Below are 24,883 nucleotides of genomic sequence, written 5' to 3'. Positions count from 1 at the left end.
CAGCGTTGGGGCATGTCAGTCCGGTTGAGTACGAAAGTATGTAGTTATGTGGTGTCTACTTTTTATGGGGTACACCAGAGGCAAAAACCGCTGACTCTTATAAAGACTGTTTATTCAAAGTACAGTTTTGTTGTAAAAATGCCTGTGATTCCAATGTGCTATATAAAGATTGGAACGAAGAAGATCATTTTATGATCTACTGCTTGCCTGAACGGAAAAACGACGCAATAGCCCTTATCCAATCACCTAGCCTTAAATGTTACGTGCAACACATCTTCCCAATAAAAGAACATAGCAATAGACAAAAATACGAAACCTTGTGTCGACTTCAATACGGCACCCACAGTCCACGCGTTATAACTGCACCTCAATTGTTGAAGGTGGTGCATTTTCACGGCATTGAATCGGTTTTAGACGCAGCAATGCTAATGAAAGCGACTGACGTTCTCACTAAATTTAAAGAGGTCGAATTGTCCGTCAACATCACGCCTAGTTCTCTTCTGAAAACCGATATCCTTACATACTTACACTCCCTGCCCCATGACGTGCGCACAAGATTGTGCTTAGAGCTGACGGAACAAGCATTCTATTCCATGGATGATGATTTCTCTTCAGCGTTACAAAACCTCAGAAAAACAGGGGTAAAGATAGCATTGGACGATTTCGGTTCGGGGTTTTCTAGCTACGCCACACTTTCAAAAGAGGTTTTTGATTTCATTAAGATTGACGGCTCATTAGTCCAAAACATTGAACAGTCTAAGTTTAAACAAAAAATGATCGCATCCATTGTCGAACTGGCCGAGCTTAACGGTTCTCAAATTGTGGCTGAATTTATCGAAACGGAAACAGAGCGTTCCATTCTAAAACGATTGGGGGTGCAGTTCGGACAGGGATACCTCATTCATAAGCCTCAGCCTATTGAATTTGCGTTAGAAAACGGAGAATACGCCGATGAGTCAGCATAAAGACATCGAAAACTTTCGTGAACGAGTTTTCATTCGGTTATCGATGGTTTTAGGAATGCTTTGCATCCCTTTAGCCATTCTAAATTACGTTTTGAAAGATTACGCGCTCGCCACTTTTCAGGCGACATACAGCATGATCGCTCTTATTACGCGATTTACGTTCGACGTCTCACCAAACAAAAAGAACATCATTCGCGCCCATACACTCATGTTTAGTGTCGTGATTCTCTACGCGGTTGTTACAAAACCGGTAGAAGAAGGTGTTTTTCAATGGTCCATATGTTTACCGCCTATCTACTATTTCCTATTAGGTAAAAAAGAAGGCAGTTTCAGCTCTATTTTCTACTTAGTGATAGCGATTGCAGCGTTGTTATTTTGTTGGGATAACACACTAAGCATTACCACGGTTAACTTTGTTTTTGCTTATGCCCTTGCGGCATCCATTTGTTTTACCTACGAATGCAAACGAAACACTCACCAAGTCCATTGGGAGAAATTGGCTCACTTTGACTTTTTAACAGGCGCGTTGAACCGTCGAGCGTTGGATTGCTACATGATAGGCAATAAGAACACCAATACACAGGCACCCGCGATTGTTTGCTTTGACATCGACAATTTCAAACACATTAATGACAATTTCGGACACGATGGAGGCGATAAGGTTTTGATTGATATCACTAAACGCCTACAACGGTTTTGCGGTACGGACTCGGTATACCGTATAGGCGGTGAAGAATTTGTGATTACGCTTTCAAAAGAGCTGGTGGACTATTCTGGCTCAGTGAAAACGGCGATCGAATCCATAATGCGTTGCATTTCTGTTAACCCGATTTTGCATAACCATGAGCATATATACACAACTGTGAGCGGCGGTGTCGTTACGTCACAAACTTATGATGCCCTAATGTGGGCAGAGCTGGATGAAAACCTTTACCTAGCAAAAAACGAAGGAAAGAGTCGTATCTATAAAGATAAGTCACTTTTCTGTCATTTTAAGTGAGAACAAGAAAAGCTGCCTATTGAGGCAGCTTTGGCGTAGTGCAATGTGACTATTGCTTTTGCTCTCTTAATTGTTGAGAGCTTGAATATAGTTTCAAATAGAATTAGACGTTTTGAAGAACACCACGTCTGATTTGGTCTTCTTCTATCGATTCAAACAGCGCTTTAAAGTTACCCTCTCCAAACCCTTCATTACCTTTACGTTGAATGATTTCGAAGAACACTGGACCAATAACGGTTTGTGTGAATATTTGTAGGAGGATGCCATCTTTCAACGGGGCACCATCAATAAGAACTTGCAATTCTTTAAGTCGATTCACGTCTTCTCCATGCCCTTCTACGCGTTGATCAATTTTTTCATAATACGTATCTGGAGTTGGCATGAAATCCATGCCGCGGTCACGAAGAGTCTTCACGGTTTCGTAAATATCGTCTGTCGTCAGAGCAATATGCTGAATCCCCTCTCCGTTGTACTCTTTTAAAAACTCTTCGATTTGCGATTTGTCATCTGAGGATTCATTGATTGGAATACGAATTTTGCCACAAGGTGCTGTCATTGCACGGCTAACAAGCCCTGTTAGCTTTCCTTCAATGTCAAAATAACGGATCTCTCGAAAATTTCCGATGCGCTCATAAAATCCAGACCAAACGTCCATATTTCCTTGATGCACGTTGTGGGTTAGATGATCGATAACATTGAGCCCAACATCTTTTACTTTTAAGCGCTCATCTGCATCTTCATAAAAGGTAAAATCAACATCATAAATTTCATTTGTGCCATAGCGGTCTACAAAATATAAGATGCTTTCACCAATACCATAAATACCAGGGATGCTTAGTTCCATTGGTCCAATTTCAGTTACGTACTTTTCACCGCCATTTTCTAAAGCATGAGCAAGCGCTTTTGCCGCGTCCTGAACTCTAAACGCCATACCACAAACCGATGGTCCATGTTCTGCTGCAAACTTTTCTGCTTGGCTGTTAGGTTGGCCATTTACGATAAAGTTGATGTCTCCTTGGCGATATAGCCATGCTTCTTTGGAGCGGTGTTTTGCAATTTCCGCAAAACCAAGTGAAGAAAACAAAGATTTTAAATCGTTAATGCCTTTTTCATTTGCTGCTGTGTATTCAACAAATTCAAATCCGTCAGTGCCAAGTGGGTTGTATGAAGTATTCACTGCCCTTTTCCTCCATGAGCTGAGTATTCGCTGAATCGCGAAGTTATTAACAACATGGATGAAAAAGCACTAATTGAAAATAGATGTTAACAAAATGATAAATTCATTAAATAAAATCGCGAGTGTACAACAATATTTACACTTAAGGTGAGTGGGCTAGATTTATCTTAAAAACAAACAAATAGAATACATTTCAGGTCGTAAATTAAAGTGGTCATGCTCTAAATTCTCGTTACATCTAGTTAACATTCAACAGTTCACCATTTTCTGCATCAAGATAAATTTTGTGCTCTCTTTCTATGCCACCGCAATAGGTGTAATACACATCACGTGGGCGATAATCTACCGACTTTAGCCATCCACCAATCTCTTTGAAATCGGTATTCGTACATATTCCATCGTTTATGAGAAGTTGCGATACTGAAAGGAACAAATCTCGGTGATTCAAAAAATTGTCGGACCCTTTAATCGCAATTTCCAAGCGACCAGAGCGAACTTCCGCTAGATTTTCTGGGACAGAAGAAGAGAGAAATTGTTCAGAAACCCATTGAGCAAATTCACCATCACCATACTTATGATATTCAGAGATTCGAGCCCACCCTTGATTCGACTCTAAAACCTCCACTTTATCGCCAATGTCCAGAACGCGAGAAATCGACGCGTTTGTGCCTGGTTCCCGTCTAACATTTAAGCTACTCGACGAAACGTAGTATTCGCCAAGTTCGATTGTGGCAAGGTTCTCTTTGTTTTCAAGATCCATAATGGCGCCATCGGGATCGGGGTCTTGCTCAACCATTGTTGTTTCGGTGTTTGCTGCCATCATGGCTTGAGGCATCATGACAAAATAGTAGTATGCCCCACCACCACCTAGGCCCAGTAAAACCAATAACAACAACAGTTTTTTCATTTTTCTATCCTTTCACTACTTCTTTAAAGAATAGCAGCGTTTGTTTGATGTTTACTATCGAGACCAACTTTGATCTAAGGCATCCTTATAATAATGAGATTTAATGTAATGTTCTGATTTAAACGTGACTTTGGAAGGCAAGCGGTTATTTTGCGAAAAAATCAAAAGAAGGCACGCTTCTAATACCAAATCACTCATCCAATTACACTCTTATCCATATACAGAGGTCTCATGCCACAAGTGAACCAACAAAGACTTGTCGAACATTTCATGTCATTAGTCAAAATCGATAGCGAATCTAGAAACGAAAAACAAATGGCTGAAACAATTTCTGAACAACTCGGTCAATTGGGATTTGAAGTTAGAAAACAACCCGTTACCGAAGATATCTCTAACGGATTTAATGTGTATGGAAAACTAAAAGGAACACTCGATGGCAGTGTTCTTGTGAGTTCGCATTTAGATACCGTTACTCCTGGCAATGGAATTGTGCCTATTGAAGAGAATGGCGTTATACGAAGCGCGGGAGACACTATCTTAGGTGGGGATGATAAATCTGGAATCGCGGCATTATTTGAAGCAGTTCGAACACTTCAAGAAAATGACCTCCCTCATCAAACTATAGAAGTCGCTTTTACCGTTCACGAAGAAGGTGGGCTTCATGGTTCAAGGCAGTTTGAACTTGATTGTGTCGAGTCTGAGTACGCCATTGTATTAGATTCTGGTGGTCCCATTGGCACCATCATTACAACGGCACCCGGTCAGCAAAATTTAAAAGTAACCATTAAAGGAAAACCTGCACATGCTGGTCTAGCACCGGAAGAAGGGATTAATGCAATGGTGGTAGCTTCAGAAGCCATAGCCAACATGACATTATCTCGAATTGATTTTGAAACGACAGCAAACATCGGCGTCGTCTCTGGAGGTCAAGCAACCAACATTGTGATGCCTGAGATCTACATCGAGGCTGAAGCAAGATCACTTGATGATGTAAAGCTCGCCAAGCAAGTTAAGCACATGGAAGATACCTTTAAGCAAGCAGCAGAAAAACATGGTGCTTCAGTAAACATCGAGTCTACCCGCGCTTATAACGCATACAACATAAGCGACGATGATGAACATGTCTCTTCTATTAAGGCGAACTTTGAATTAGTTGGGATTACAGCAGCAACAAAATCTACCGGTGGCGGCAGTGATGCAAACATTTTTAACAGCAGAGGTTTAAAAACCGTAAACCTGTCGACTGGTATGGCAAAAGTTCACACTACTGAAGAATATATTAAGGTCGCAGATATGGTTGATATCACGCGCTTTCTGGTAAAACACCTATCGTCGTAAAAGCCTGATTCGTAAGTAATGTAATACATTACGCGTCAAGCGATGAATAATCGACAACAGCACTTTTACAGTGCTGTTGTCCTATGTATAGACGTGTCATTTTTTTGAGGTATGTGTTTAACCTTAATGAATACCGTTAATCCTGCCATTTGAATTTCATTTTCTTAATGGTACTTTTTGGCACATCATGTATCGAGGTGAAGTTTCCGGTACAAACAACCACTTCGATATCCACATTGAATTGCGTAGCCATTTCCAAGTAGGGTTCCATTTCCCAGTGCTCTACAAACGTATTAGAAACAACAACGTCCTGACCATTTTTTAGCAAATGTTCAGTTTGGCCTTGGCACCATTTGTGGGCTTGATGGAGCTTGTGAGGGTTAAATTGATAAGTACCGTGTTTATTTACAAAATACATGTCTGCTTCGACATGGTGGATAGATAAAGATTTTGCGTAAGTTGATTTCCCAGAACCAGGTAAACCACGAACTAAAACTAATCGAGGCACAGAAATCCTAATACACGTTAAGAGTTGATAATGATATCTCTGTAAGGTCGGAAGCAGAGAACAAATTTCATTTGGGGATTTTACTGCCCAAAATAGGAATCCTCAATAGGTAACAAAGGGATCTCAATAATTGAGCCAAGAGGCTTACGGCGTGTTATTGAGAGTACACGCGGTCACGACCCGACATCTTTCCTTTATAGAGTAAATCATCGGCACGAAGCATGAGCGTATCTATTGAGTCTCTATTTTCAATAGCTTCAACTAAACCGATGGTAATCGTAATTGAGGTTTCATCCCCTTCATGGTGAATCACGGTGGTACTTACTTTTTGCCGAATACCCTCTGCCAGTTGCACTGCGCCAGTAATATCGGTATCAGGTAATATGACACTGAATTCTTCTCCCCCAATTCGAGCTAGCACATCATTGTGACGAAGTCGGCTTTTAATAATAGATACAACTTGCCTTAGTACTTCATCCCCAAACAAATGACCAAAATTGTCATTCACTTCCTTGAATTCATCAAAATCGATCATCATCAAGCAAAATGAACGCCCATTCCGACAAAATCGCTCAAACTCTGCATCTAGCCTCTCAATGTAAAATCGACGGTTATAGGCACCGGTTAAAGGGTCAGTTATGGCTTGCTCGCGAAGCTGAAGCTCTAGGATTTTCTGTTCGGTAATATCACGGATGGTCCCAATTAACGTATTGGTTCCTATTTGAAAGTCGGCCATTTCATGAACCCAAATGAAGGTTCCATTGGAGTGCTTGATCATGTGCTGAACATCGTACTTACCGCTTATCTGAGCAGCTTTTTCACTTTCATTCACACGACGCTGATGTTCTTCTGCGATTAAGCTTTTGAAAAATTTAAGACTTGGCTGCACTTGACCTCGCTCATAACCAAGAATGGTATAAACCATGTCCGACCAATAAACGTCACCCGTATCTAGGTTGCACTCCCAATGCCCTAACCTGCCGATTTGATGTGCCGTTTTAAGCCTGTTCTGGCTACTCTGCAATTTGAGCTCTAGTTCTTTTTGAGAAGTGATATCAGAAATTGATCCAATATAGCCATTTGTCTTAAAAACTGGGCTTTTGAATTTTCTAATAGAATCCAATAGCCAGATGTCATGCCCATCTTTATGCCGGAATCGATATTGCCGTTTCAGAACGTCTCCTCGGCTGAAACTTTGCCATTTTACAAACTGCTCACTTTCTGTTTTACAGACACTCAAAGGAAGCCGCTTTCCCCAAAATCCGTCTGAATTTACGATTTCAGATTTTTTGTATCCTGTCATTTCTTCAACGTCTTTGGATATGAATTGAATTTTCTTTAGCGGGTCTCCTTGACATCGATAAATGACATTGGGACTGATATCTATCATGGCATCAAGCTCAGTGTTCATCGATGCAAGGTTTTGAGTTATCGTTTTATTTGTAGTGATATCAATATGCGTACCTGCCACCCATTCAGGGTCTCCATGTTCATTGCGCGTCATTAACTTTCCGAAATCTCTAACCCAGATCTCTCGGCCATTTTTGTGGGTCATACGAACTTCACATTCATAATAAGGAAGTTCACCGGAAAAATGACGCATAAGGACTTTCTCCGATTCTACTAAGTCATCTTCATTGCAATGCGCTATCCACGTATCAATACTGATGGGCTTTAATTCTTCTAATTCATACCCAATGATCTGCGCCCATCTTTCGTTAAATATGACCTCTCCAGTTTGTATGTTCCACTCCCATGTTCCAGCTCGAGAACCCTCAAGCATGGTTCGAAACTTAAATACGTCGGACGATTCCTGATATAAGGACTGATCACCTATTTGAGCAAACCTTACCTGCCACAAGGTGTTGTTCCCTATTTGAATAACGTCAATTCTACCTTCGCTTGTCCCTTCCGGACTTTCAACCATGACTCGTCCATCACGAAGAAAGCTCTCTACTGTTAGGTGAGTTGGGTGAATGTCTTGACCAGATAGAAGCCATGTGATTTTAAGTTTGGAATCGGCAATGGTTCCTGGAGTTGGGCTTAGCAACCCACTTCGCTCCAATTGCTCATTTTTCCCTAAGATGTTCAGCTCGCTGTCGAAAATAACGGCGTATTCACTGTACGGCATGCCCTACCTCGCGAAGGTATTTTGTTTTGCATCTATACCCAAGTAACCCACCCTGTTATACCAAACATTTAACAAAAGATTTGTTGGAATTGGTTTGTGTCCGCACGTTCTTGTTCTCAGATTGAAACAGAATGTGAGGTTACAAATCCTGTATCTTGCGGTCGCTTTGGGTATAAATGTAGACCGTCTTTGAAGTATTCCCATTAAACTCATGAACCTAACTCAGATTTATTCCAAAACAGAGAAGCTAAACACAATTTCCAATTAAAGGCCGAAATATATTTACAAATTTCATGAATAAAATCGGACGTGTAATATTGTTTATGCAGCTCATTGCTGTTATTTCTATGTTGTTTTGATTTAACCAAGGAATGGATACCTGTGAACGCAAACAAAAAATGGCTAGCAACTGGGTTAAGTGTATTGTTTTGTTCGACTGCACAAGCAGGAAATGTGAGTGTGACTGCTGGCGGTTTTTACTCTAGCGCAGATACTTCGATGGGTGCCTACTCCCCCAATCTGCGCAAAAGTTTTGACCTCGACTTTGAGTCCGACTTACGTCTGAAAGAGCGTGAAATGCTTCCTTACCTTCAAATTGAATATGCATTTAACTCAAAACACAGTGTTTATTTGGATTGGAGAAGCCTCCATCGAAACTCATCCGTTTCTGCCGCTCGCTCTTTTGCCGTTTCAATAGACGAAAAATTGTATGAAGCAGAAGTTGGCGCAACGGTTCAATCTACTCTGAATATCGATTTAGCACGGCTTGGTTATTCGTATTCTTTCTATGAAAGCGATAAATGGGATCTAGACGTAACGGCAGGTATCCATATTATGCAGCTACAAATCGGTATTGGTGGAGAGCTATACCTACAAGGTGGAAATACCAATAATGTACTTGGTCTCGGAAATTATGCTTTTACTGACGTAACGGCACCTTTACCCGATATAGGGCTAGAGGCCGAATATTCAATAAATGACGATTGGAAAGCGATTTCACACGCTCAGTTTTTCTACATTGAATTCGATGGCATTAGAGGGCTTTTGGTTGATGCCAATTTAGGGCTTCAATACAGTTTCAGTGATAGCTGGCATGCCGCTGCTACTTATAGCTACTATGAAGTGAATGTCGATTATGGTGCGGATTTGGCTGATTTGAATGTCAACTTTCAATTTTACGGACCGATGTTCACATTGGAATATCAATTCTAGCGAATACAATAAAAAACCCAGGTGCCAATGCCTGGGTTATTTTTGACTAAGACTAACTTGCTCTAACTGGCGACCGCTATCCGACCCACCAACATGTCATGAATGTATTGCTCTATAAAATCATCCAACGCTTCTAGCTTTGAACCAACCACCCAAAAGCTTTCATATTCAGCAACCAGGTACTCATTCCCTTTAGTTGTTAACTGATAATCTGAGAGAGCCGTGTTATCGGGTGTTTCTTTCCTTTCAATGATCCCAGCTTCAATTAAGTCTTCAAAGCGAATACCAAAATCTAAGCAAAAATCAAAAAGTGGCTTACTTCCTCGTTTTAGTTGTTTGTTTTTCCACAGATCACGCTTTTCAAAAAAGCACGCTGAAATGTTCACCTGTTCGATGTCGATTGTTTCTACGTTAGATACAGACATAATATGTGTTCAAACCTGATAATGAGTTATGTCATACCCGAAGTAGAAATGTGGCTACTTGATCGCAACACCTACATCGAGCTTATCCAGCCACATGAGAAAACGTTTCACGTCGTCTCCTTTGAATATGCCACCATGCTGAGGGCAAAGCATATCAATTTCCAGCTTACTGACCTTCTCTATCCATGCAGTCTTAGCTCTATTTGAGGGCATCCACCTTTGGTGAAAATACTCCATTTTTGGTATATGAGCATCAAAATCTTGAACAAACATGGGGGCATCGACAGCATCCAATGCTGCACCGATGTCTCCTGACATTAATATTTTAGCTTGTGGATCGTAAACTGAGAAATTTCCGGACGAATGCATGTAATGTGCGGGTATAAATTGGATCTCCATTCCAGAAATATTGAGATTACGCCCCTCATCAGGAATTGGTGCATATTCCACTTTTTCCATACCAAAATGGCGAATAAAACCCTCCCAAAGCCATGGAGAGTGTAATTTGGCTTTAGTTAGCGCCTGATCCCATAAACCTAGCGAAGAAATAATATCTGGATCTTGGTGTGATGCGAAAAGATGAGTAATGTTTTCTATGGGTACTTCTTTAACAACGCAGCCTAGCATGGCTGAAAAAAGCTCAATGCCTCCCGGATCAAGCAGTATGGCTTCATCTCGATTTGTTATCATGTACTGATTGGTGTCCACGATACCATCTGGTTTCTCTGGATCACGACCAAAAACAACCCAACGATGTGAACCTTGATTAAAGAGAACTTTTGCTTGCATAAACTACCCTAGTCAGTTCAGAAAATAGATTTAAAGATTGAAGAACATGGCTTTGAATGGAATTAGCAGACTGCGATACGCTAGTCGCGATACTGTTCAGTTGGTCTTGATAAACTTCACCTGCTTGTGAAGCTTCTACGCTGAGCATGGTTGAAATAATTTGCGCTGTTCTTAGTTCACTGTGTAACACCCTCAACATGTCATTTAACCCCTTGGCTTCGCGTTTAAATTCAGCCATGAGCTCATTGTGATGTGTATGCGTTTCAGCAATAGCAGGTTCCAAGCTACAGATAAATTGTGCATTCGTTGCGGTTTTATAGACGTCTTCAAACTTGATTAACGCCGACGCCGCGCGCGTTTCTGCCGTTGCGATTCGGCTTAGCTTTTGTGCTTTTTTATTGATGACTTTAGAAGATTGAAGTGTGGTTCGAACTAATTCATCGATGGAATCGGTAATTGGTCTAAACCCCGCGGCACTTACTCCAGCTCTTAGCGCTAAAGCCCTTGCGTTACTTGCTATCAGCAAAAGCCGTTTCGCAATAACCATGCCTTTATTGAGCTCCGCTGCTACTTCCGCGGCAATAACAAAAACGCGTTTTTCTGACATATTTTTTCTTATATAAGCCAATCTTAATATTAATATAGTTCAATATTGCTCATTACATGCAACGTTAGTGTGGTTATTGAATCCACAGTGTTCTTTTTCTTGAATTGAAACAGAATATGAGGCTCTGAATCCTGCATCTTGAGGTCACTTGGGTATACAATAGTTGAACTTTCATGAACTTCCCGATAAACAAAAATGATTTCAACCAGTAAACTCGCTGAAAAATTGAATGTTAAATCAGGTGCTTTGTTTCAAGCGCTAGAGAAATACGAGTTCGTCTTCAAAGAAGAAGAGCATTGGACGTTAACAGAAATAGGCTTGGCTCAAGGCGGGCGCTATAAAGAGTCAAAGCAATACGGGCGTTACATCGTTTGGCCTCAGGACTTATATGTTCCTTTATATGACCCCAAAGAAGACAAACTGACCGCAGCTCAAGTGGGTGAACGACTTAAGTTAACTTCCCAGCAATCGAATCAACTGCTTGGTGAGTTGGGGTGGATTATCAAGTCGGATGGAGGCTGGGTAGCAAGTACACTGGGCAAAAGAATGGGTGCGGAGCAAAGGCATAACAAAGCTTCTAACATTGATTACGTTGTTTGGGATAAAAGTATCATCGTGAATGCTCGGTTACTCTCTTCTGCAGAAGAATTATTAGGGTGCCACGTTAGCCAACGATCCACAGATAAATCTTACTCTAATTTCCGACAAAAATTTGAAGCCAAATTTCACTGTGCAGATGGTCATTACGTGCGAACAACCGAAGAAATGCATTTAGATAATTGGTTGTATCTCACTGGTATTACACATGCGTACGCCAGAACGTTACCGATCGACATCAACATTCAGTCCTCATTCTATTTACCTAGGGTGAACCTCTATTTAGAAATACGTCCGAATAAAACGGATACAGAATTGGAAGCCGAATTTGAGCTTAAAATCCAAACGTACAAACGTTACGGTCTTGCTGTTGTCATTATCTCTGCCGAAGACTTAGAGAACTTGGATAAGTCTATGCCAGCGCTGTTTATCAGCAATAACGTGACAATGTCACAAGTAAAGGGTAAAAAATAACCCAAGTTAGAAATCTTCAACTCGGGTTACCTTCTTATCGCCCTACAGTTTAGGACCAATTGATTTCTTCAATAAAATCTTCTGTATGGCGGCAATTCGGATAGCGGCTGCATGCATAGTACCGTTTTCCCTTGTGTGGGCCTTGCATCCCTACTTTCACCACCATTGGAGATTGGCATTCTTTACAAAATCTCACCTCGGGTTCGATATCGATAGTATCCACATATTCAGCTAATACCTTTCTTAATCTTCCTACTTGGTAGGCGTACTTTTCGTTAGCACCGATTAAAGGAATGCCCGACGTTTTACAAACGTGCATCAGTAACTTTTCTCTTTCTGCCTTGGTTTTGTTCAGTTCTTTACCGTTATCAAACTCAATAATGCATAACACTTCAAGCGTACCAGGACGGCAGATCACAAAATCGAGGTGTTTTCTCGCAATACGATTAAATGCCGCTAACCACTTTTTCTTATCCTTGTTGGGTGCAGGCATTAATACGTCTGCCATGTGCACTTTTGCAAACACTAAAGCGCGATTATCAACAGCAGTGATCAGTGCATTATAAAATGCCACCTCAGGACCGCTCATTAAGTTTCCGACCTTCTTATAAGGATAAGTGATAGGTGCATAGCGTTTCGCAAAGTATTTTTGATATACAAGAAATACGGTTACCAAGACAAAGAGCAAAATCGCAACGCTCTGCATATTTAATCCTTTTAGCTGATCTAGTTCATCGTTATACCCATTAACACGATCTGATTATACCCGAGTCATCGTAAGTCGCTAGGAAGGATTGGGGGTTTACGGTTGTTTTTGCTGTACTTTGTTACGCGAGTATTTATATACTCCACCGCATGAACGCAGAATTTATCTTCCAAGTTATACTTTTTTTGGGGCTTGTATCAGCGGGGTTAGCGATATGTGTCTCGGATGCCTGTCACAGAATCATCCCGAACAAGTACGTCCTCATCATCGCGGCAATATCCATTACTTTAGCACTAATGAGTGGGTTTATTCTTGAGTCATTACCCTATGCGGCGTTGGTTTTCATTGTAGGGTTTATCGCCACAATCATAGGTATTTGGGGTGGCGGTGACACCAAACTTCTAACGGCTTATACAATCGCTATCAAACCAGAATTTCTTACCCTCGCTCTTATCTTGATGTGTTTGATTGGAGGGTTGCAAATTGTCGTCATGTTAATTAAATATAGGGGTTTTCAGGCAATTCGAGAAAAAGGCATAGCCTATGGCATTCCGATAGTATTGAGTTTTACTTTTTTTGCGTTCGTCAGTTTATAGTCACTTCGCTCGAAAAGAAGGATCTTTGACTTTATCTTCTGATAGAGTTCAAGCCAAAAAAAGAAGGAAATAAGCAAAACGCCCTTTCCTTCTTTTTTGGCTCACATTATGGGAAAAATGTGAAAGTAGTCAGACCCTAACGACAAATTCGCTGAAGCATATCCAAAAAATACGCTCAGTCGCTTGCGAAATGCAAGCTCATGTATGCCGCCATTATCTTGTCGATATCGATTTTTGTAAGACCACGGTTAAAGATGTCTAACCATTTTTCACCTTGTTCACCTCGGTTAAACGCAATGTACAAATGTTTGTTCACTAGGGGTTTTTTATTCATTTGCACTTTGTCTTTCACTTTAGAAACACTTTCATCATGCAGCTTCAGAAACTTCAAAACATTTTCATCGATGACTGCGACATCTAACCGAGCATCAGCCACTTTGAGCACATTTTGTTTATCAGTGAGAACAGAAACAGCCGACAATTGACCACTTTGCACCATATCATCAAATTCAATGGTATTTCGGTACCCATTTACAACGCCTATCTTATAAGGAACCAAATCTGTCAAAGCACGCCATTTAATTGGATCACTTTTCTGCTCAACAAATCCGAGCATGCCGCTCCCCATAGTGTCGGAAAACAGCAGCTTATTGGTTCTAAAATAGTAAGCAGGGAAATAGCCGGCATACCGCTCGTTATTTTTCGCAAGGGATACAGCGCGATTCCAAGGATAAAACTCAACTTCAAGCTGGTGCCCCATAGCGGCAAAAGCAGCTCGAGCTACAGCCACACTGGCACCTTGTTCGGCAAGATTTTCTCCCGTATAGGGAGGCCAATACAATGATGTAAGCCGTACAGTGTCCGCCACTGTGTAGCATGACAAAACTGAGGCAGCACTATACATGCAGCCCAGCCAAAGCCTTTTAAATTTTAGGTTCATTTTTCTAGCAACTAACTTTTATGGTGAGGTCAAATCAATAATCGTTCGACCTTCGGGTTTTATAATTTTTAAGGTATTTTTCCAATGCTTATCTATAAGCCTCTGCATTAAACCACTGTCTTTTGCATGGTTCAATGCCCTTTCGATAAGCACTTGATGTTCTAACGACAATTCACTCATGTAGAACACCATACTGCGGTCATACTTTAGAATCAGGCTCTCTTCGATATCTAATTGATGTTGAACTTCAGCTTCTGCAACAACCTCATGCATGCCTCTGGGGAAATAGTTTACCCCGCCGTCTACACTGAGCATCTCGTACAATTGTCTCCACTCACCATCTTTAACATGGTAAGGAAGCTTGTTAGCATTCCAGACATCAATATCGTACCAATTAGCCCCTAAACCTGCGACAAAACCCAATTTGCGAAACTGTTCCAGAGTCGATATTTCATCGTATCGAGCTTGAGCGCCTTTAGGGATAAGTAACACTCTCTGCCCAATCATGCCTTCAGTGAGTGGAACATCGATTATGTGGTATTTAGCATCACGTTCTGGCGTTTTAACTAACCAATACATAGAGAGCTGGTTTTTATTCAGCATATGCACGGCACGTTTCTGAGGTGTATGCCTAGAAGGTGTGACAATTTTGAGTTGTACTCCTTGAGCTTTTAATGATTCCACTAAAAGCTCGTGAAAGTAGGATTGACCATTATCACTAAATGCTGGTAGCGTCAGAGTGACTTTGTTGATAGCCATAGCGTTGGTTGAAACACTGCATGAAAATAAGATGCTTACCACCCAGTGAAAACGGTTCATTCTACCTTCCTTATTCAATCCCTTATTGTTTACTATATACCTTAATAAGCTCTATGCTTACCCGCTGGAAACTTTTAGAGCCTAAAATTATTAACGTTGAGTGCTTTTCAGTTTTATTGCAGGATCTTGTGGCGAAAGTGGCGCAGGCTTTCCAAGGTAGAACCCTTGAAACATATCAATGTCGAGATGAGCCAGCTTATCTAGTTGCTTTCTTGTCTCTAACCCCTCCAGTATGACTTGTGCACCAATGCTTTTTGCTAATTCAATGGAATCAACTAGGTCTAGATCATCGCGATTAATAAAGTTATCAAGCAAAGATTTATCCAGCTTGATGATGGAAGGAAGCAAAATTTTTGCACGAGAAGCATTCGAAGCGCACTGTCCAAAGTCATCCATCGCAACGGTAATTCCGTATTCACTTAATACATTAGCTCCATTAAGAATCTCTTGTATGTTTCCTTCATCAAACTCCATGATTTCATAAACCAACTGAGATGGGTGCAGAGAGAACATTTCCAAAAAACTCAATAGGATTTGAATAGACCTCGCATCATGTGACAGCACCTGGAAAACAAGCGGTGACGCATTGATAAAGATTTTTTTATCGCTCTTCCCTGATTGAGCAAAATTTCTAAGATGAATACTGGCACATAGAAGCGAGGTATTAATAATATCGATGAAGCTTAATGAGGGGTCTCTGAAAAAAAGGTCTGGTCTTATTGTGTTTGAAGTTTCATCTTTAATTCGCACCAACCCCTCATAACCAAACACATCACCTTTTGCTGTTTTAATGGGCTGAAATACACTAGAAAAGGTATACCCTTGATATTCGGCGCATAGAAATCCGTCTTCATTCCTAAACAAGTGTTTTTGAAAGTCTTCGGGATTTGAGAGGTACATGCAATCAGTCCAACAGATAGGGTTTAGTATCAAAACATTATGCGTCTGCGTTTTTGCAAAATCAAATACCCAAATCTCAATTTTTGCATACGGTAACTCTTTGTTTTTCTTATTTTGAAATTAAATTAGTATTTAATCAATAATAGAGGATGCTTGATCAAGATCAACCATGACTTCCACAGAGAAATTACTATCAAAGTCGCGTAATCTCCTTTATCCCATATAACACCACACTCTATCGTTGAATTTATAAACAATCCGGTTTTGTCATTATAAAAGACAAATTTTTAGGTAATGCTATTTTTATTAATGAGCTTATAAGTAAATTAATTGAATCCCATAACGCAATAGAAACATCTTGCAATACTTTATTGCTCATTTTTTGTTAACTTACTTCCATTTATTATTTACAGAAAATGTCGTTATCCCTATCCTTTCGGATTAGTTTCCTCATTTAATTTCCGATATTGAGCTTTGTCTTTATGAAAAATTCTAAGACTTCTTTTTTAGCTTCAAAAGTACTACTTGTACTAGCTAGTTTAGTTTCAATGACTGCATCCTCTTCAGAGATCGATGATATAGCATTGAATAGTAAACCTTTTATAGTTGGGGCAGTATCTGAAAAAGTAAAATCTCGGATTAAATGGAGCCTCCCTTTAGCTGAATACCTTGCAAATTCCTTAAAAGAACATGGCTATACCCATGGGGAAGTTGTCGTTGTTCCTACACTAGAAGAAATGTCTCAGCAGCTTAAGAGCGGGCATGTTCACCTCGTGCCAGCAACAGTTTACAGCGCGCTAATTTATGAGAATAGAATTGATGCAAATATACTTGTAAGGCGTTGGAAAAAAGGCAGATCGACCTATCACTCTATAATATTTGGTAGAAATGAAGGACAGAATCTAAATTTCAGTGAGCTGAATGGTAAAACCATTCTTTTTGAAAAGCCAAGTTCAAACAGTTCGTTTTTTATACCTGCCGTAGCACTTATTGGGCAAGGATATGAGTTGCAATATCTTGAGAGCCATACAGAGAGACCAGATTCAGACAAAATTGGCTACATGTTTATGAATCAACAGCTTAAACAATCCAATGAAATAAACATATCGTCTTGGGTTTACCAGCAACGTGCCGATCTTGGTGCTTTTAGTGACAGAAACTGGAATTCAACAGAAGATCTTCCAAATAGAATTAAACAATCTGTCGAAATTGTATACGAATCATCCCTTTATCCTCGAGACCTTATGATATCGTCACCTTCTTTATCAACAGAAGTGAATTTAGCGATTAAAAATACATTAAAAACAATGCATTTAGACCCCAGTGCTAAAGCAACGCTTTTGCGATTTCAGAAAACATCGCAATTCGATGAGTTAAACCAAGACATGTTAAATGTCATTGATGAAGCTCGTCGGCACCTTCCCAAAATTGAAGCGTTGCAAAAATGAGTCGGTTTTCTTCGATAAGACTGAGCACAAGATACATTATCGCAACTGCGAGTATTATCGCTGCGCTCTCTCTTAGCCACTTTGTACTTCAACAAAAATTATATACCCAGCACACAGAGAGTATTATCGAAGAACTCAACAACCATACTCGCACGAGTTTGAGTCAGCAGCTTGAACTTAGGGGTAAGTCCATTGCTCACTATCTTGCGGAGCATCTGTTTGATCCTCTGTATAATTTTAATTTAGAAGCAACCTACTTAGCCATTCAACCTGCAATTTCACAGCAAGAAGTGAAGATAGTTCATGTCATCGATCAAAATGGCAAGATCTTCCACGACGGAACGGAATCAATGCTTCTTTTTGGTGCCACACCGCCCAATGAGTCGTCAATTAAATTGTCGATGGAAAAGAATACCGCTTTCATTAAACAAACTAATTCCGAATTAATCTACATTCAGCCGATCTCACAATCAGGTGTATCAATGGGGGCTGTCTACATAGAATTAAGTTTAGACAAGTTACTCACCGACATTTCCGCGAACCAAGTCGTCATTGGCGATGTGTATGAAAAGAATATACACAGTTTATATCGAAGCCATTTTTGGGTTACGACGGTCAGTTTCATCGTAAGCCTTTTTCTTGCTGCATTGATGGCGCGATCACTTACGCAGCCCATTAGAAAGCTCACTGCTCACATACAAGAAACAGGTCAAGGGAACTTTCGCTCGATGCCAACACTACGTCGTTCTGATGAGATTGGGAAACTTGTGACCGCCTATAATGACATGGGTATGCGTATCGAAAAGCATACCGAAGACATCCGGTTCATGGCCTATCACGATGCCTTAACAGGGTTACCTAATCGTTCCTGCTTTATTCAGCATGTAAACCAACTTATCGCATCTGAAAGTCATGACAATATTGATCTTTTCTTTATTGATTTAGATGAGTTTAAGCAAGTTAACGACCATTTTGGTCATGCATCTGGCGACCATTTGCTCGAAATCGTTTCATCTCGGCTAGCCCGCGAAGTGGGGTTCAGTTTTGTAGAGACAACATCGAATATGGTTGCTCGTCTTGGTGGTGACGAATTCCTAATTTGTTGCACAGGCTTGAGTGGTGATCAACGTGAGCATATGGCTAACAATATTCTGGATACTTTGCAAAAAGGGATATTAATTGAAAGCGACTCTATCGTTGCTGGAGGAAGTATTGGACTCGCTTCTTTCCCTCAACACGGGCTCGACGCAGACACTTTAATTAAAAATGCCGACATTGCGATGTACCACGCTAAAGATAAGGGTAAAAATACCTACAGTTTATTCACTCATGCCATGAACAAAAAAATTGAACAACGGATAGACATAGAGCAAGAGCTACGAAAAGCACTGGCTGATCCAAGTCAATTTGAGCTGTGGTATCAACCAAAAATTGATATGAGCACGGGGAAAATCATTGGTGCTGAAGCATTGGTGCGCTGGCGTCACCCAACTCGCGGCATCATTATGCCCGACCAATTTATCTCAATTGCTGAAAACACGGATATGATTCTGCCTTTAGGATCACATTTAATAGACCTTGCCTGCAATCAATTGGTGCAATGGGAAGACTACCAGGTTACCCCTGACTTTTATCTAACGATTAACCTCTCTGCCAAACAACTTTACCGGCAAGACATTGGAGCGATTTTAGCAAAAAGCATGATGAAGGCAGGATGCAAGCCAAACCAGCTTCAACTCGAAGTAACCGAGAGTCAGCTATTGCATGACATTGATGCTGCAAGGGATATCATTCGAGGTCTAAGAGAACATGGTATTCAAGTTCTTCTCGATGACTTTGGAACAGGTTACGCTTCGCTGAGTTATCTGCAGAAACTCCAATTTGATGGCGTGAAAATCGATCGGTCATTTGTGTCAAACATGCACACTAATGCAAATAACCGCTCGTTAGTGAAAGCCATTGTGTCGATGGCACGCAGTTTAGGTATGAAAACCGTCGCTGAAGGCATAGAGACTCAAGAGCAAGCAGCGTATATAAGAAAAATCAATTGCGATATTGGGCAAGGGTTTTATTACTCAAAAGCGCTCCCACCATCAGAGTTCACTCAAGAATGGTTACTTCCATCTTTGGACTCCAGTGAACAAAGCTAAGCTTGCGCTGACAACTCTAACTCTATTGCGATTAACGCTATTGCAATTGTTTGCACGCTGGTAAGCCACCATCTTAATTGCGAAGATTTGACAGAATGGTAGTAATAATTTTGCCATTTTGTCTTTTGATATTTTTCACAATGAGTTTTGAACGTTAACGTATTCATATCATTTTTGTTAATCAATGCGTCTCTATGTTCAAAAGGCTTTTGGTGATCTGTCTGGTCCCGTATTCAAACTTGATACTCAGCGATACGCTTTCCCTTTCTGAAAACCCAAATAAACTTGCACCACCAGCGTCAGGGAAGATCTTTCTAGAAGGTAAACCGTTATCGGGAATTACCGTTATCAGGGAAGTCCAAACGTTAGGAAAGATTGTCGATATTGTAAAAACCGATGAAAACGGTGCTTTTTATTTTCGTGCTTTTCACTACGACTTTCTGATACCGACTAAAAATGAAAGTACGCTCAAGGCCATTATTACCATTACAGCAGAAAGAGGTACTAGCAAAAAAGCACTCTGGTCTTCAGAACACACTGGCATTAACTACCTACCCTTTATGAAACCAGCCATGTCCACGATGACGTGTGACTTTAACAATGGTGTCAGCCAAATAGAGTTTCAATCGCACTTTGAACAAGCAAAACGTACGCAAGTTAAGAGTATTTGCCAATTCCAAAACAACAAAAGCCCTACTATGTAGGGCTTTGAACCAGATACTAGGGTCTGTTTATATTCTACGAAATTGCTTAACCAATTGTCCTTGAGAGCCGAGGTTACTGACTAGACCTTCACATTCATCGCGTGTATCACTCGCCAGTATATTTGTCGCAGAGCACACTTCACTAATTGACTGAACACTTGAATTCATGTCTTCCGTCACTCTCGCCATTTCCTCTACTGCCGTAGCAATTTGACTATTTCTATCCGAGATATCTGAAACCTGTCCCATCAGCGTATCAAGTTTGTTTCCTGATACTTCTGCGCTTTCAACACACTGTTTGGATAATCCATTACCTTCTTGCATAGCATTAACGGCACTTTGGGTGCTGGTTTGAATTTGAGTAATAACAGACTGAATTTCTTCTGTCGACTCGTGGCTTCGTTGAGCCAAGGTTCGTACTTCGTCCGCAACGACTGCAAACCCCCGACCTTGCTCACCTGCACGCGCCGCCTCAATAGCTGCGTTTAATGCAAGCAGGTTAGTTTGCTCTGCGATACCTTGAATAACAGTAAGCACATCCCCGATGGTTTTTCCGTGCGCTTCAAGCTCGCTAAACAGCCCTGAAGCTTCATCTAACTGAGCGGATAACTGATGGATTGCGCCTTTAGTTTGGCTGACAGCCTCTAACCCTTCAGATGCCGCCGTGCTGGCATTCGTGGTTGCTTCACTAGCGCTTTGCGCATTTTCAGCAATTTCGTTCGCTGTCGCATGCATCTGGTTAACCGCGGCGGCGACTTGCTCTGTCTCAGCCGTTTGCCCTTCCAAATTGGACGCAGTTGTATCACAGTTATTGGATGAGGATTGCGCCGCTTCTCCGATCTGTTCGTTCGAATCTTGAATTCGTCCCACCACAGCATTCAGTTCTGACTGTCTCATTTTGAGAGCCAGCTGTATTTCAGAAATGTCATCAACATGGTCGTTATATACCAGCTCCATTAAAGGGTTATCGAACACTTTTCTAGACTCTTCACTGAGTGTCTCTAAACGTCTTGATACTCGGTATACCGCAATAATGGACAACAATAGTAATGCCCATACCCCAACACCAGACATGAATGTATCGGCAACAGCGGAGATAATGGCTGCCGGCACGAATAGCATAGCAGCGCGCTGCCAAAGCCTTGTTCGTGGCAACTTCAGTTTAAACGGCGTCTTGCCATTTCGAATTTGTGTGTAAACTTTCTCTGCATTGTCGACATGCTTTCTATCGGGGCAAAGTCGAACGGATTGATACTCGACGACTTGACCATTTTCTTTGATTGGCGATGCAAATGCGTCCACCCAATAGTGATCACCGTTACTGCATCGATTTTTAACGATTCCCATCCACGACTTGCCCGATTTTAAATGCTCCCACATGTCTTTAAAAGCTTCCGGCGGCATGTCTGGGTGCCTAACCATGTTATGCGGTTCGCCAACCATTTCATCTAACGAATACCCCGCCACCTCGCAAAATTCTTTACTGGCGTATTTGATGTGACTGCTTGTTGATGTCACCGATAATAAATTGTAACTCTTGGGGTACGTTGCTTCTTTCTGTGTCACGGGTTGATTTACACGCATATAAACCTCAGTTTTAAGTCATACTTTCCAATTGAAACTTTCAATAACACTTTGTTTAGCAAAATCTAATTTCATTATTATTAATAGCTCTACTATTTCTATAGACGCAAAATCTATTAAACTCAAATTACCGCATGGCTATTTCTTAAAATCAGTTCAATTTAGCTCGATTCACTCAAATAGGAGCCAATTAAACGCCTTATTTAAGTAAGGGTATTATAATTAAGTGTTTACTAATTAAAGAGGTTGAGTAGTCAACAACCAGAACCTCTCTTTACTAAAGAGCTCTCGCCAAAAACCCAAGCTTTGCAACAAAACGTCATAGTGATCGTCAATTTTTAACTTCCTATCGTAGCCTTACACACACTTACAATTCAGACATACCAACATTACGCATAGTCAAAGAAATAAAAAAAGAATTATGTATTCATGATCGCTATTTTTTCGAAATTAAAGTCCGCTAATTATATTTTATAAAAATATCACTCTAATAAACGTCACTTAAACTACTTAGAAGAAAAACCTTTCATTAATACCAAATATGTTTGATATGGATCATTTATTCGAATACGTACAATATTAAAAAACGTTTCTAAAACGTTTCGTGATAATGGCAAAAGGCGTCTAGTATGCGAGCATATGAAGCTTTCGAATTACTTCATAACCCAATTTGGATTTTTGACCTCGACAGTAAACAAGTTGTTTGGGCTAACAAACCGGCTCTTCTTCTTTGGGAAAGCGGATCTTTACAAGAGCTCGTCAATAGAGATTTACACGCTTCAATGTCGATGGCAGTTGAAGCAACACTAGAACAATACCGGAAGAAATTTCAAAAGAACGAAAAGATTCGTACATGGTGGAGCTTCACTCCAAAACACAAGCTAAAGTGTGCTTTGTGCGTTTTTTCCGGTATTGAAATCGAGCCAAACCGTACAGCAATGTTGGTAGAAGTTGTTGCTGAGCAAAATAGCTTAAAACGCGATATCGCCTTTTCCGGAGGTGGACGTCTATCTCTACTTTTTGATGACAAAGGCGAGCTGATAAGTGCGAATGAAGCCTTTCGGCTTACTTTTAATTCTAATTTTCACAGCTTAGGTGACTTCCTTTCGAGTCAATCTAGAGCAAAACAATGGATTCAAACTGCCTCTTCAAAGCAAGAATTAAAAGATGAAATCTCTTTCAATTTGGATGGAAAGCCTCATCATTTCGAAATTTCAGCGCAGTGGTTGGCCGATAACAATCAGCTTTTGCTTAATCTGACTGATATCACCGAAAAAAAGCAGCGTTTGGAAGAAGCGCGCTTCAATGCTCATCACGATTATCTCACTGGCCTTTTTAACCGCCGAGGTATGTTGGATGTTATCTCCGAATATGTGATTCAAAAAGTCCCATTCGTTCTTGCCTTCCTTGATCTAGATGGCTTTAAGCTAGTTAATGACACCTATGGACATGGCGTTGGTGATGAACTTTTAAAATCGGTAACGAAAAGGCTTAAAGAGATTGTCGACCCGTCTTGCTCATTGGGGCGATTTGGGGGAGACGAGTTTGTTGTTCTTTTTCCTGAACAAAGCAAACACCAAGTGGATAATAAACTTCATCAAATTATACAAATGGCGAGTATTGACTACCCTATCTCCAATATAGGCGAACTTTCGATAACCTCGAGCATCGGAGCAAGCCATTTTCCTACAGATTCGCAAAACGTCGAAGAGTTGATTAAGCAAGCCGGTATGGCGATGCATTATGCTAAAAGTGAAGGTCGAAATAGGTTTGAACTGTTTTCCTCTGAACTTTCCTACTCTTTAAATAGAAAAGTACTCATCAGAAACCGTTTGACGAAAGCATTCGATAAGCGCGCATTTAAATTGGTCTTTCAGCCAATAGTTCAAACTGAAAATACAAACATTAAAGGGGTTGAAGTACTTCTGCGTTGGGATGACAGCAAATTGGGCTCTGTCTCCCCAGAAGAGTTCATTCCTATTGCAGAGGAAACAGGGCAAATCGTTGAGATAGCCGATTGGGTATTCGACGAGGTAGGAAGAACGCTGTCAGAATGGAAGCCAACTCTTCCTGACGAGTTCGTTATGAGTATCAATGTCTCGCAAATTCAGCTTAATTCTTCTTTGCACGCTAGGCTCAAAGCCTTACTTCATCAATATGGTTTATCAGGAAAGAATTTAGCGCTAGAGATTGCTGAACCTTCTATGGCGCTTAAACATGCCGATTGCGTAAAGTGGCTCGACGATATCAAAGAGTTAGGTGTTAACGTTTTCCTAGATAATTTTGGGACAGGTTACTCCTCTCTTGCGTCATTGGATTCACTTCCTATCAAAGCAATAAAGCTCGACAAACGCTTTATTAGCCAGAAGGGTGCCCTAAGTAAAGATGAAGTTACCAATAAAACCGTCCTCAAAGCCACTGCAGCATTATGTGATGCATTAAAGCTGGACCTTATAGCGGTAGGAGTCGAAACAAATGAACAAAAACAACTTCTTTCGGAGCTAGGTTGTCGATACTACCAAGGCTACTTAGTGAGCAAGCCTCTACACAAATCCACGATAGAGCAACGATTTCTAAATGTTATTGATGCCGAGGCTTAATGATCCTTTGCGGGCATTAGCCCTTAGTCTAAGAATAAGGGATGCCTTTTCCGCGATAGCTCTTAAGTTCTAAACTGAATTAAAAGAAAACCTCCTATTTCCTTAGACTTATGTCTAATAAATCGCTCAACAAGACATTGATTTAGATCATGAATCTTCACCTGCCAATTGGGATAAGGTAGCTGCCAGTCCCACACGTTGTGTGTAGGTTTCCTAAAGCACCTGTAGGTGTTTATTTTTAAGCTCAGGTCTATGCGGGCTCCTGAGCTTTCTTTTTTCCTCTATCCTCTATCCAGCCTAAATTTC

Annotated in this window: 22 protein-coding genes; 10 read left to right on the top strand and 12 right to left on the bottom strand. The window is 40.7% G+C overall.

What is annotated here, in order from left to right:
• Positions 1-155: 155 nt before the first annotated feature.
• Together Q8W40_RS21120 and Q8W40_RS21115 are read left to right on the top strand one after the other, a co-directional pair.
• The gene (locus Q8W40_RS21120) at positions 156-965 is read left to right on the top strand and encodes an EAL domain-containing protein (protein ID WP_305400037.1); all 810 of its coding nucleotides are present in this window, start codon (positions 156-158) and stop codon (positions 963-965) included.
• Positions 952-1,965 carry a GGDEF domain-containing protein gene (locus Q8W40_RS21115; protein ID WP_305400035.1) on the top strand — a complete coding sequence of 338 codons (1,014 nt, stop codon included), beginning with the start codon at positions 952-954 and terminating at the stop codon, positions 1,963-1,965. The genes Q8W40_RS21120 and Q8W40_RS21115 overlap by 14 nt, the downstream gene beginning before the upstream one ends.
• Before the next feature lie 103 nt (positions 1,966-2,068).
• On the opposite strand, the gene hppD is transcribed toward Q8W40_RS21115, so the two are convergent.
• Complete coding sequence (hppD, locus tag Q8W40_RS21110) at positions 2,069-3,142, bottom strand: 4-hydroxyphenylpyruvate dioxygenase (protein ID WP_305400033.1); 1,074 nt, start codon at positions 3,140-3,142, stop codon at positions 2,069-2,071.
• A 238-nt stretch (positions 3,143-3,380) separates the two neighbouring features.
• Positions 3,381-4,049 (bottom strand): SH3 domain-containing protein, encoded by a 669-nt coding sequence (locus Q8W40_RS21105; RefSeq protein WP_305400031.1) that lies wholly within the window; start codon positions 4,047-4,049, stop codon positions 3,381-3,383.
• A gap of 231 nt (positions 4,050-4,280) precedes the next feature.
• Between Q8W40_RS21105 and Q8W40_RS21100 the strand changes: the two genes are divergently transcribed.
• Complete coding sequence (locus Q8W40_RS21100; RefSeq protein ID WP_305400029.1) at positions 4,281-5,387, top strand: M20/M25/M40 family metallo-hydrolase; 1,107 nt, start codon at positions 4,281-4,283, stop codon at positions 5,385-5,387.
• A gap of 136 nt (positions 5,388-5,523) precedes the next feature.
• Here Q8W40_RS21100 and Q8W40_RS21095 read toward each other — a convergent pair whose 3' ends face one another.
• The gene (locus Q8W40_RS21095) at positions 5,524-5,895 is read right to left on the bottom strand and encodes an AAA family ATPase (RefSeq protein WP_305400027.1); all 372 of its coding nucleotides are present in this window, start codon (positions 5,893-5,895) and stop codon (positions 5,524-5,526) included.
• Between the two features lie 154 nt (positions 5,896-6,049).
• A complete protein-coding gene (locus Q8W40_RS21090; protein ID WP_305400026.1) occupies positions 6,050-8,026 on the bottom strand; it encodes a diguanylate cyclase in 1,977 nt (658 codons plus the stop codon).
• A 381-nt stretch (positions 8,027-8,407) separates the two neighbouring features.
• Here Q8W40_RS21090 and Q8W40_RS21085 point away from each other — a divergent pair, with 381 nt between their 5' ends.
• A complete protein-coding gene (locus tag Q8W40_RS21085) occupies positions 8,408-9,238 on the top strand; it encodes a DUF481 domain-containing protein (RefSeq protein ID WP_305400024.1) in 831 nt (276 codons plus the stop codon).
• 62 nt (positions 9,239-9,300) lie between these two features.
• Here Q8W40_RS21085 and Q8W40_RS21080 read toward each other — a convergent pair whose 3' ends face one another.
• The 3 genes from Q8W40_RS21080 to Q8W40_RS21070 are packed head-to-tail and all read right to left on the bottom strand — an operon-like array spanning position 9,301 to position 11,059.
• The gene (locus Q8W40_RS21080; protein WP_305400022.1) at positions 9,301-9,663 is read right to left on the bottom strand and encodes a hypothetical protein; all 363 of its coding nucleotides are present in this window, start codon (positions 9,661-9,663) and stop codon (positions 9,301-9,303) included.
• A 54-nt stretch (positions 9,664-9,717) separates the two neighbouring features.
• Complete coding sequence (locus Q8W40_RS21075) at positions 9,718-10,452, bottom strand: MBL fold metallo-hydrolase (protein WP_305400020.1); 735 nt, start codon at positions 10,450-10,452, stop codon at positions 9,718-9,720.
• A complete protein-coding gene (locus tag Q8W40_RS21070; RefSeq protein WP_305400018.1) occupies positions 10,430-11,059 on the bottom strand; it encodes a chemotaxis protein in 630 nt (209 codons plus the stop codon). Before Q8W40_RS21070 ends, Q8W40_RS21075 begins: the two co-directional genes overlap by 23 nt.
• Positions 11,060-11,254: 195 nt before the next feature.
• Between Q8W40_RS21070 and Q8W40_RS21065 the strand changes: the two genes are divergently transcribed.
• Positions 11,255-12,130 carry a glycerol kinase gene (locus tag Q8W40_RS21065; protein ID WP_305400016.1) on the top strand — a complete coding sequence of 292 codons (876 nt, stop codon included), beginning with the start codon at positions 11,255-11,257 and terminating at the stop codon, positions 12,128-12,130.
• A 49-nt stretch (positions 12,131-12,179) separates the two neighbouring features.
• Here Q8W40_RS21065 and Q8W40_RS21060 read toward each other — a convergent pair whose 3' ends face one another.
• The gene (locus Q8W40_RS21060; RefSeq protein ID WP_305400015.1) at positions 12,180-12,836 is read right to left on the bottom strand and encodes a DUF2726 domain-containing protein; all 657 of its coding nucleotides are present in this window, start codon (positions 12,834-12,836) and stop codon (positions 12,180-12,182) included.
• 149 nt (positions 12,837-12,985) lie between these two features.
• Here Q8W40_RS21060 and Q8W40_RS21055 point away from each other — a divergent pair, with 149 nt between their 5' ends.
• Positions 12,986-13,432 carry an A24 family peptidase gene (locus Q8W40_RS21055; RefSeq protein WP_305400013.1) on the top strand — a complete coding sequence of 149 codons (447 nt, stop codon included), beginning with the start codon at positions 12,986-12,988 and terminating at the stop codon, positions 13,430-13,432.
• A gap of 175 nt (positions 13,433-13,607) precedes the next feature.
• On the opposite strand, the gene Q8W40_RS21050 is transcribed toward Q8W40_RS21055, so the two are convergent.
• The 3 genes from Q8W40_RS21050 to Q8W40_RS21040 form a co-directional block, all read right to left on the bottom strand.
• Positions 13,608-14,372: a substrate-binding periplasmic protein gene (locus Q8W40_RS21050; RefSeq protein WP_370693415.1), complete on the bottom strand. Its 765-nt coding sequence runs from the start codon at positions 14,370-14,372 to the stop codon at positions 13,608-13,610.
• 18 nt (positions 14,373-14,390) lie between these two features.
• Positions 14,391-15,191 carry a hypothetical protein gene (locus Q8W40_RS21045; RefSeq protein WP_305400010.1) on the bottom strand — a complete coding sequence of 267 codons (801 nt, stop codon included), beginning with the start codon at positions 15,189-15,191 and terminating at the stop codon, positions 14,391-14,393.
• Positions 15,192-15,281: 90 nt separating this feature from the next.
• The gene (locus tag Q8W40_RS21040; RefSeq protein WP_305400008.1) at positions 15,282-16,091 is read right to left on the bottom strand and encodes an EAL domain-containing protein; all 810 of its coding nucleotides are present in this window, start codon (positions 16,089-16,091) and stop codon (positions 15,282-15,284) included.
• 482 nt (positions 16,092-16,573) lie between these two features.
• On the opposite strand from Q8W40_RS21040, the gene Q8W40_RS21035 reads away from it, so the two are divergent.
• The 3 genes from Q8W40_RS21035 to Q8W40_RS21025 all read left to right on the top strand — a co-directional run bounded on the left by Q8W40_RS21035 (position 16,574) and on the right by Q8W40_RS21025 (position 20,393).
• Complete coding sequence (locus tag Q8W40_RS21035) at positions 16,574-17,539, top strand: phosphate/phosphite/phosphonate ABC transporter substrate-binding protein (RefSeq protein WP_305400006.1); 966 nt, start codon at positions 16,574-16,576, stop codon at positions 17,537-17,539.
• Entirely contained in the window at positions 17,536-19,689 is a 2,154-nt protein-coding gene (locus Q8W40_RS21030; protein ID WP_305400005.1) for a bifunctional diguanylate cyclase/phosphodiesterase, read from the top strand. Before Q8W40_RS21035 ends, Q8W40_RS21030 begins: the two co-directional genes overlap by 4 nt.
• Before the next feature lie 194 nt (positions 19,690-19,883).
• The gene (locus Q8W40_RS21025) at positions 19,884-20,393 is read left to right on the top strand and encodes a DUF6795 domain-containing protein (RefSeq protein ID WP_305400004.1); all 510 of its coding nucleotides are present in this window, start codon (positions 19,884-19,886) and stop codon (positions 20,391-20,393) included.
• Between the two features lie 27 nt (positions 20,394-20,420).
• Here Q8W40_RS21025 and Q8W40_RS21020 read toward each other — a convergent pair whose 3' ends face one another.
• Positions 20,421-21,977, bottom strand: a complete 1,557-nt coding sequence (locus Q8W40_RS21020; protein ID WP_305400003.1) for a methyl-accepting chemotaxis protein — start codon at positions 21,975-21,977, stop codon at positions 20,421-20,423.
• 629 nt (positions 21,978-22,606) lie between these two features.
• Here Q8W40_RS21020 and Q8W40_RS21015 point away from each other — a divergent pair.
• Positions 22,607-24,577: a sensor domain-containing protein gene (locus tag Q8W40_RS21015; protein WP_305400002.1), complete on the top strand. Its 1,971-nt coding sequence runs from the start codon at positions 22,607-22,609 to the stop codon at positions 24,575-24,577.
• Positions 24,578-24,883 lie beyond the last annotated feature (306 nt).

The sequence above is a fragment of the Vibrio penaeicida genome, assembly GCF_030689305.1.
GTDB classification, from domain to species: Bacteria; Pseudomonadota; Gammaproteobacteria; order Enterobacterales; family Vibrionaceae; genus Vibrio; species Vibrio penaeicida_B.
The sequence above is the reverse complement of the archived record's forward strand: the minus strand, read 5'-3'. Positions and strand labels throughout refer to the sequence as shown.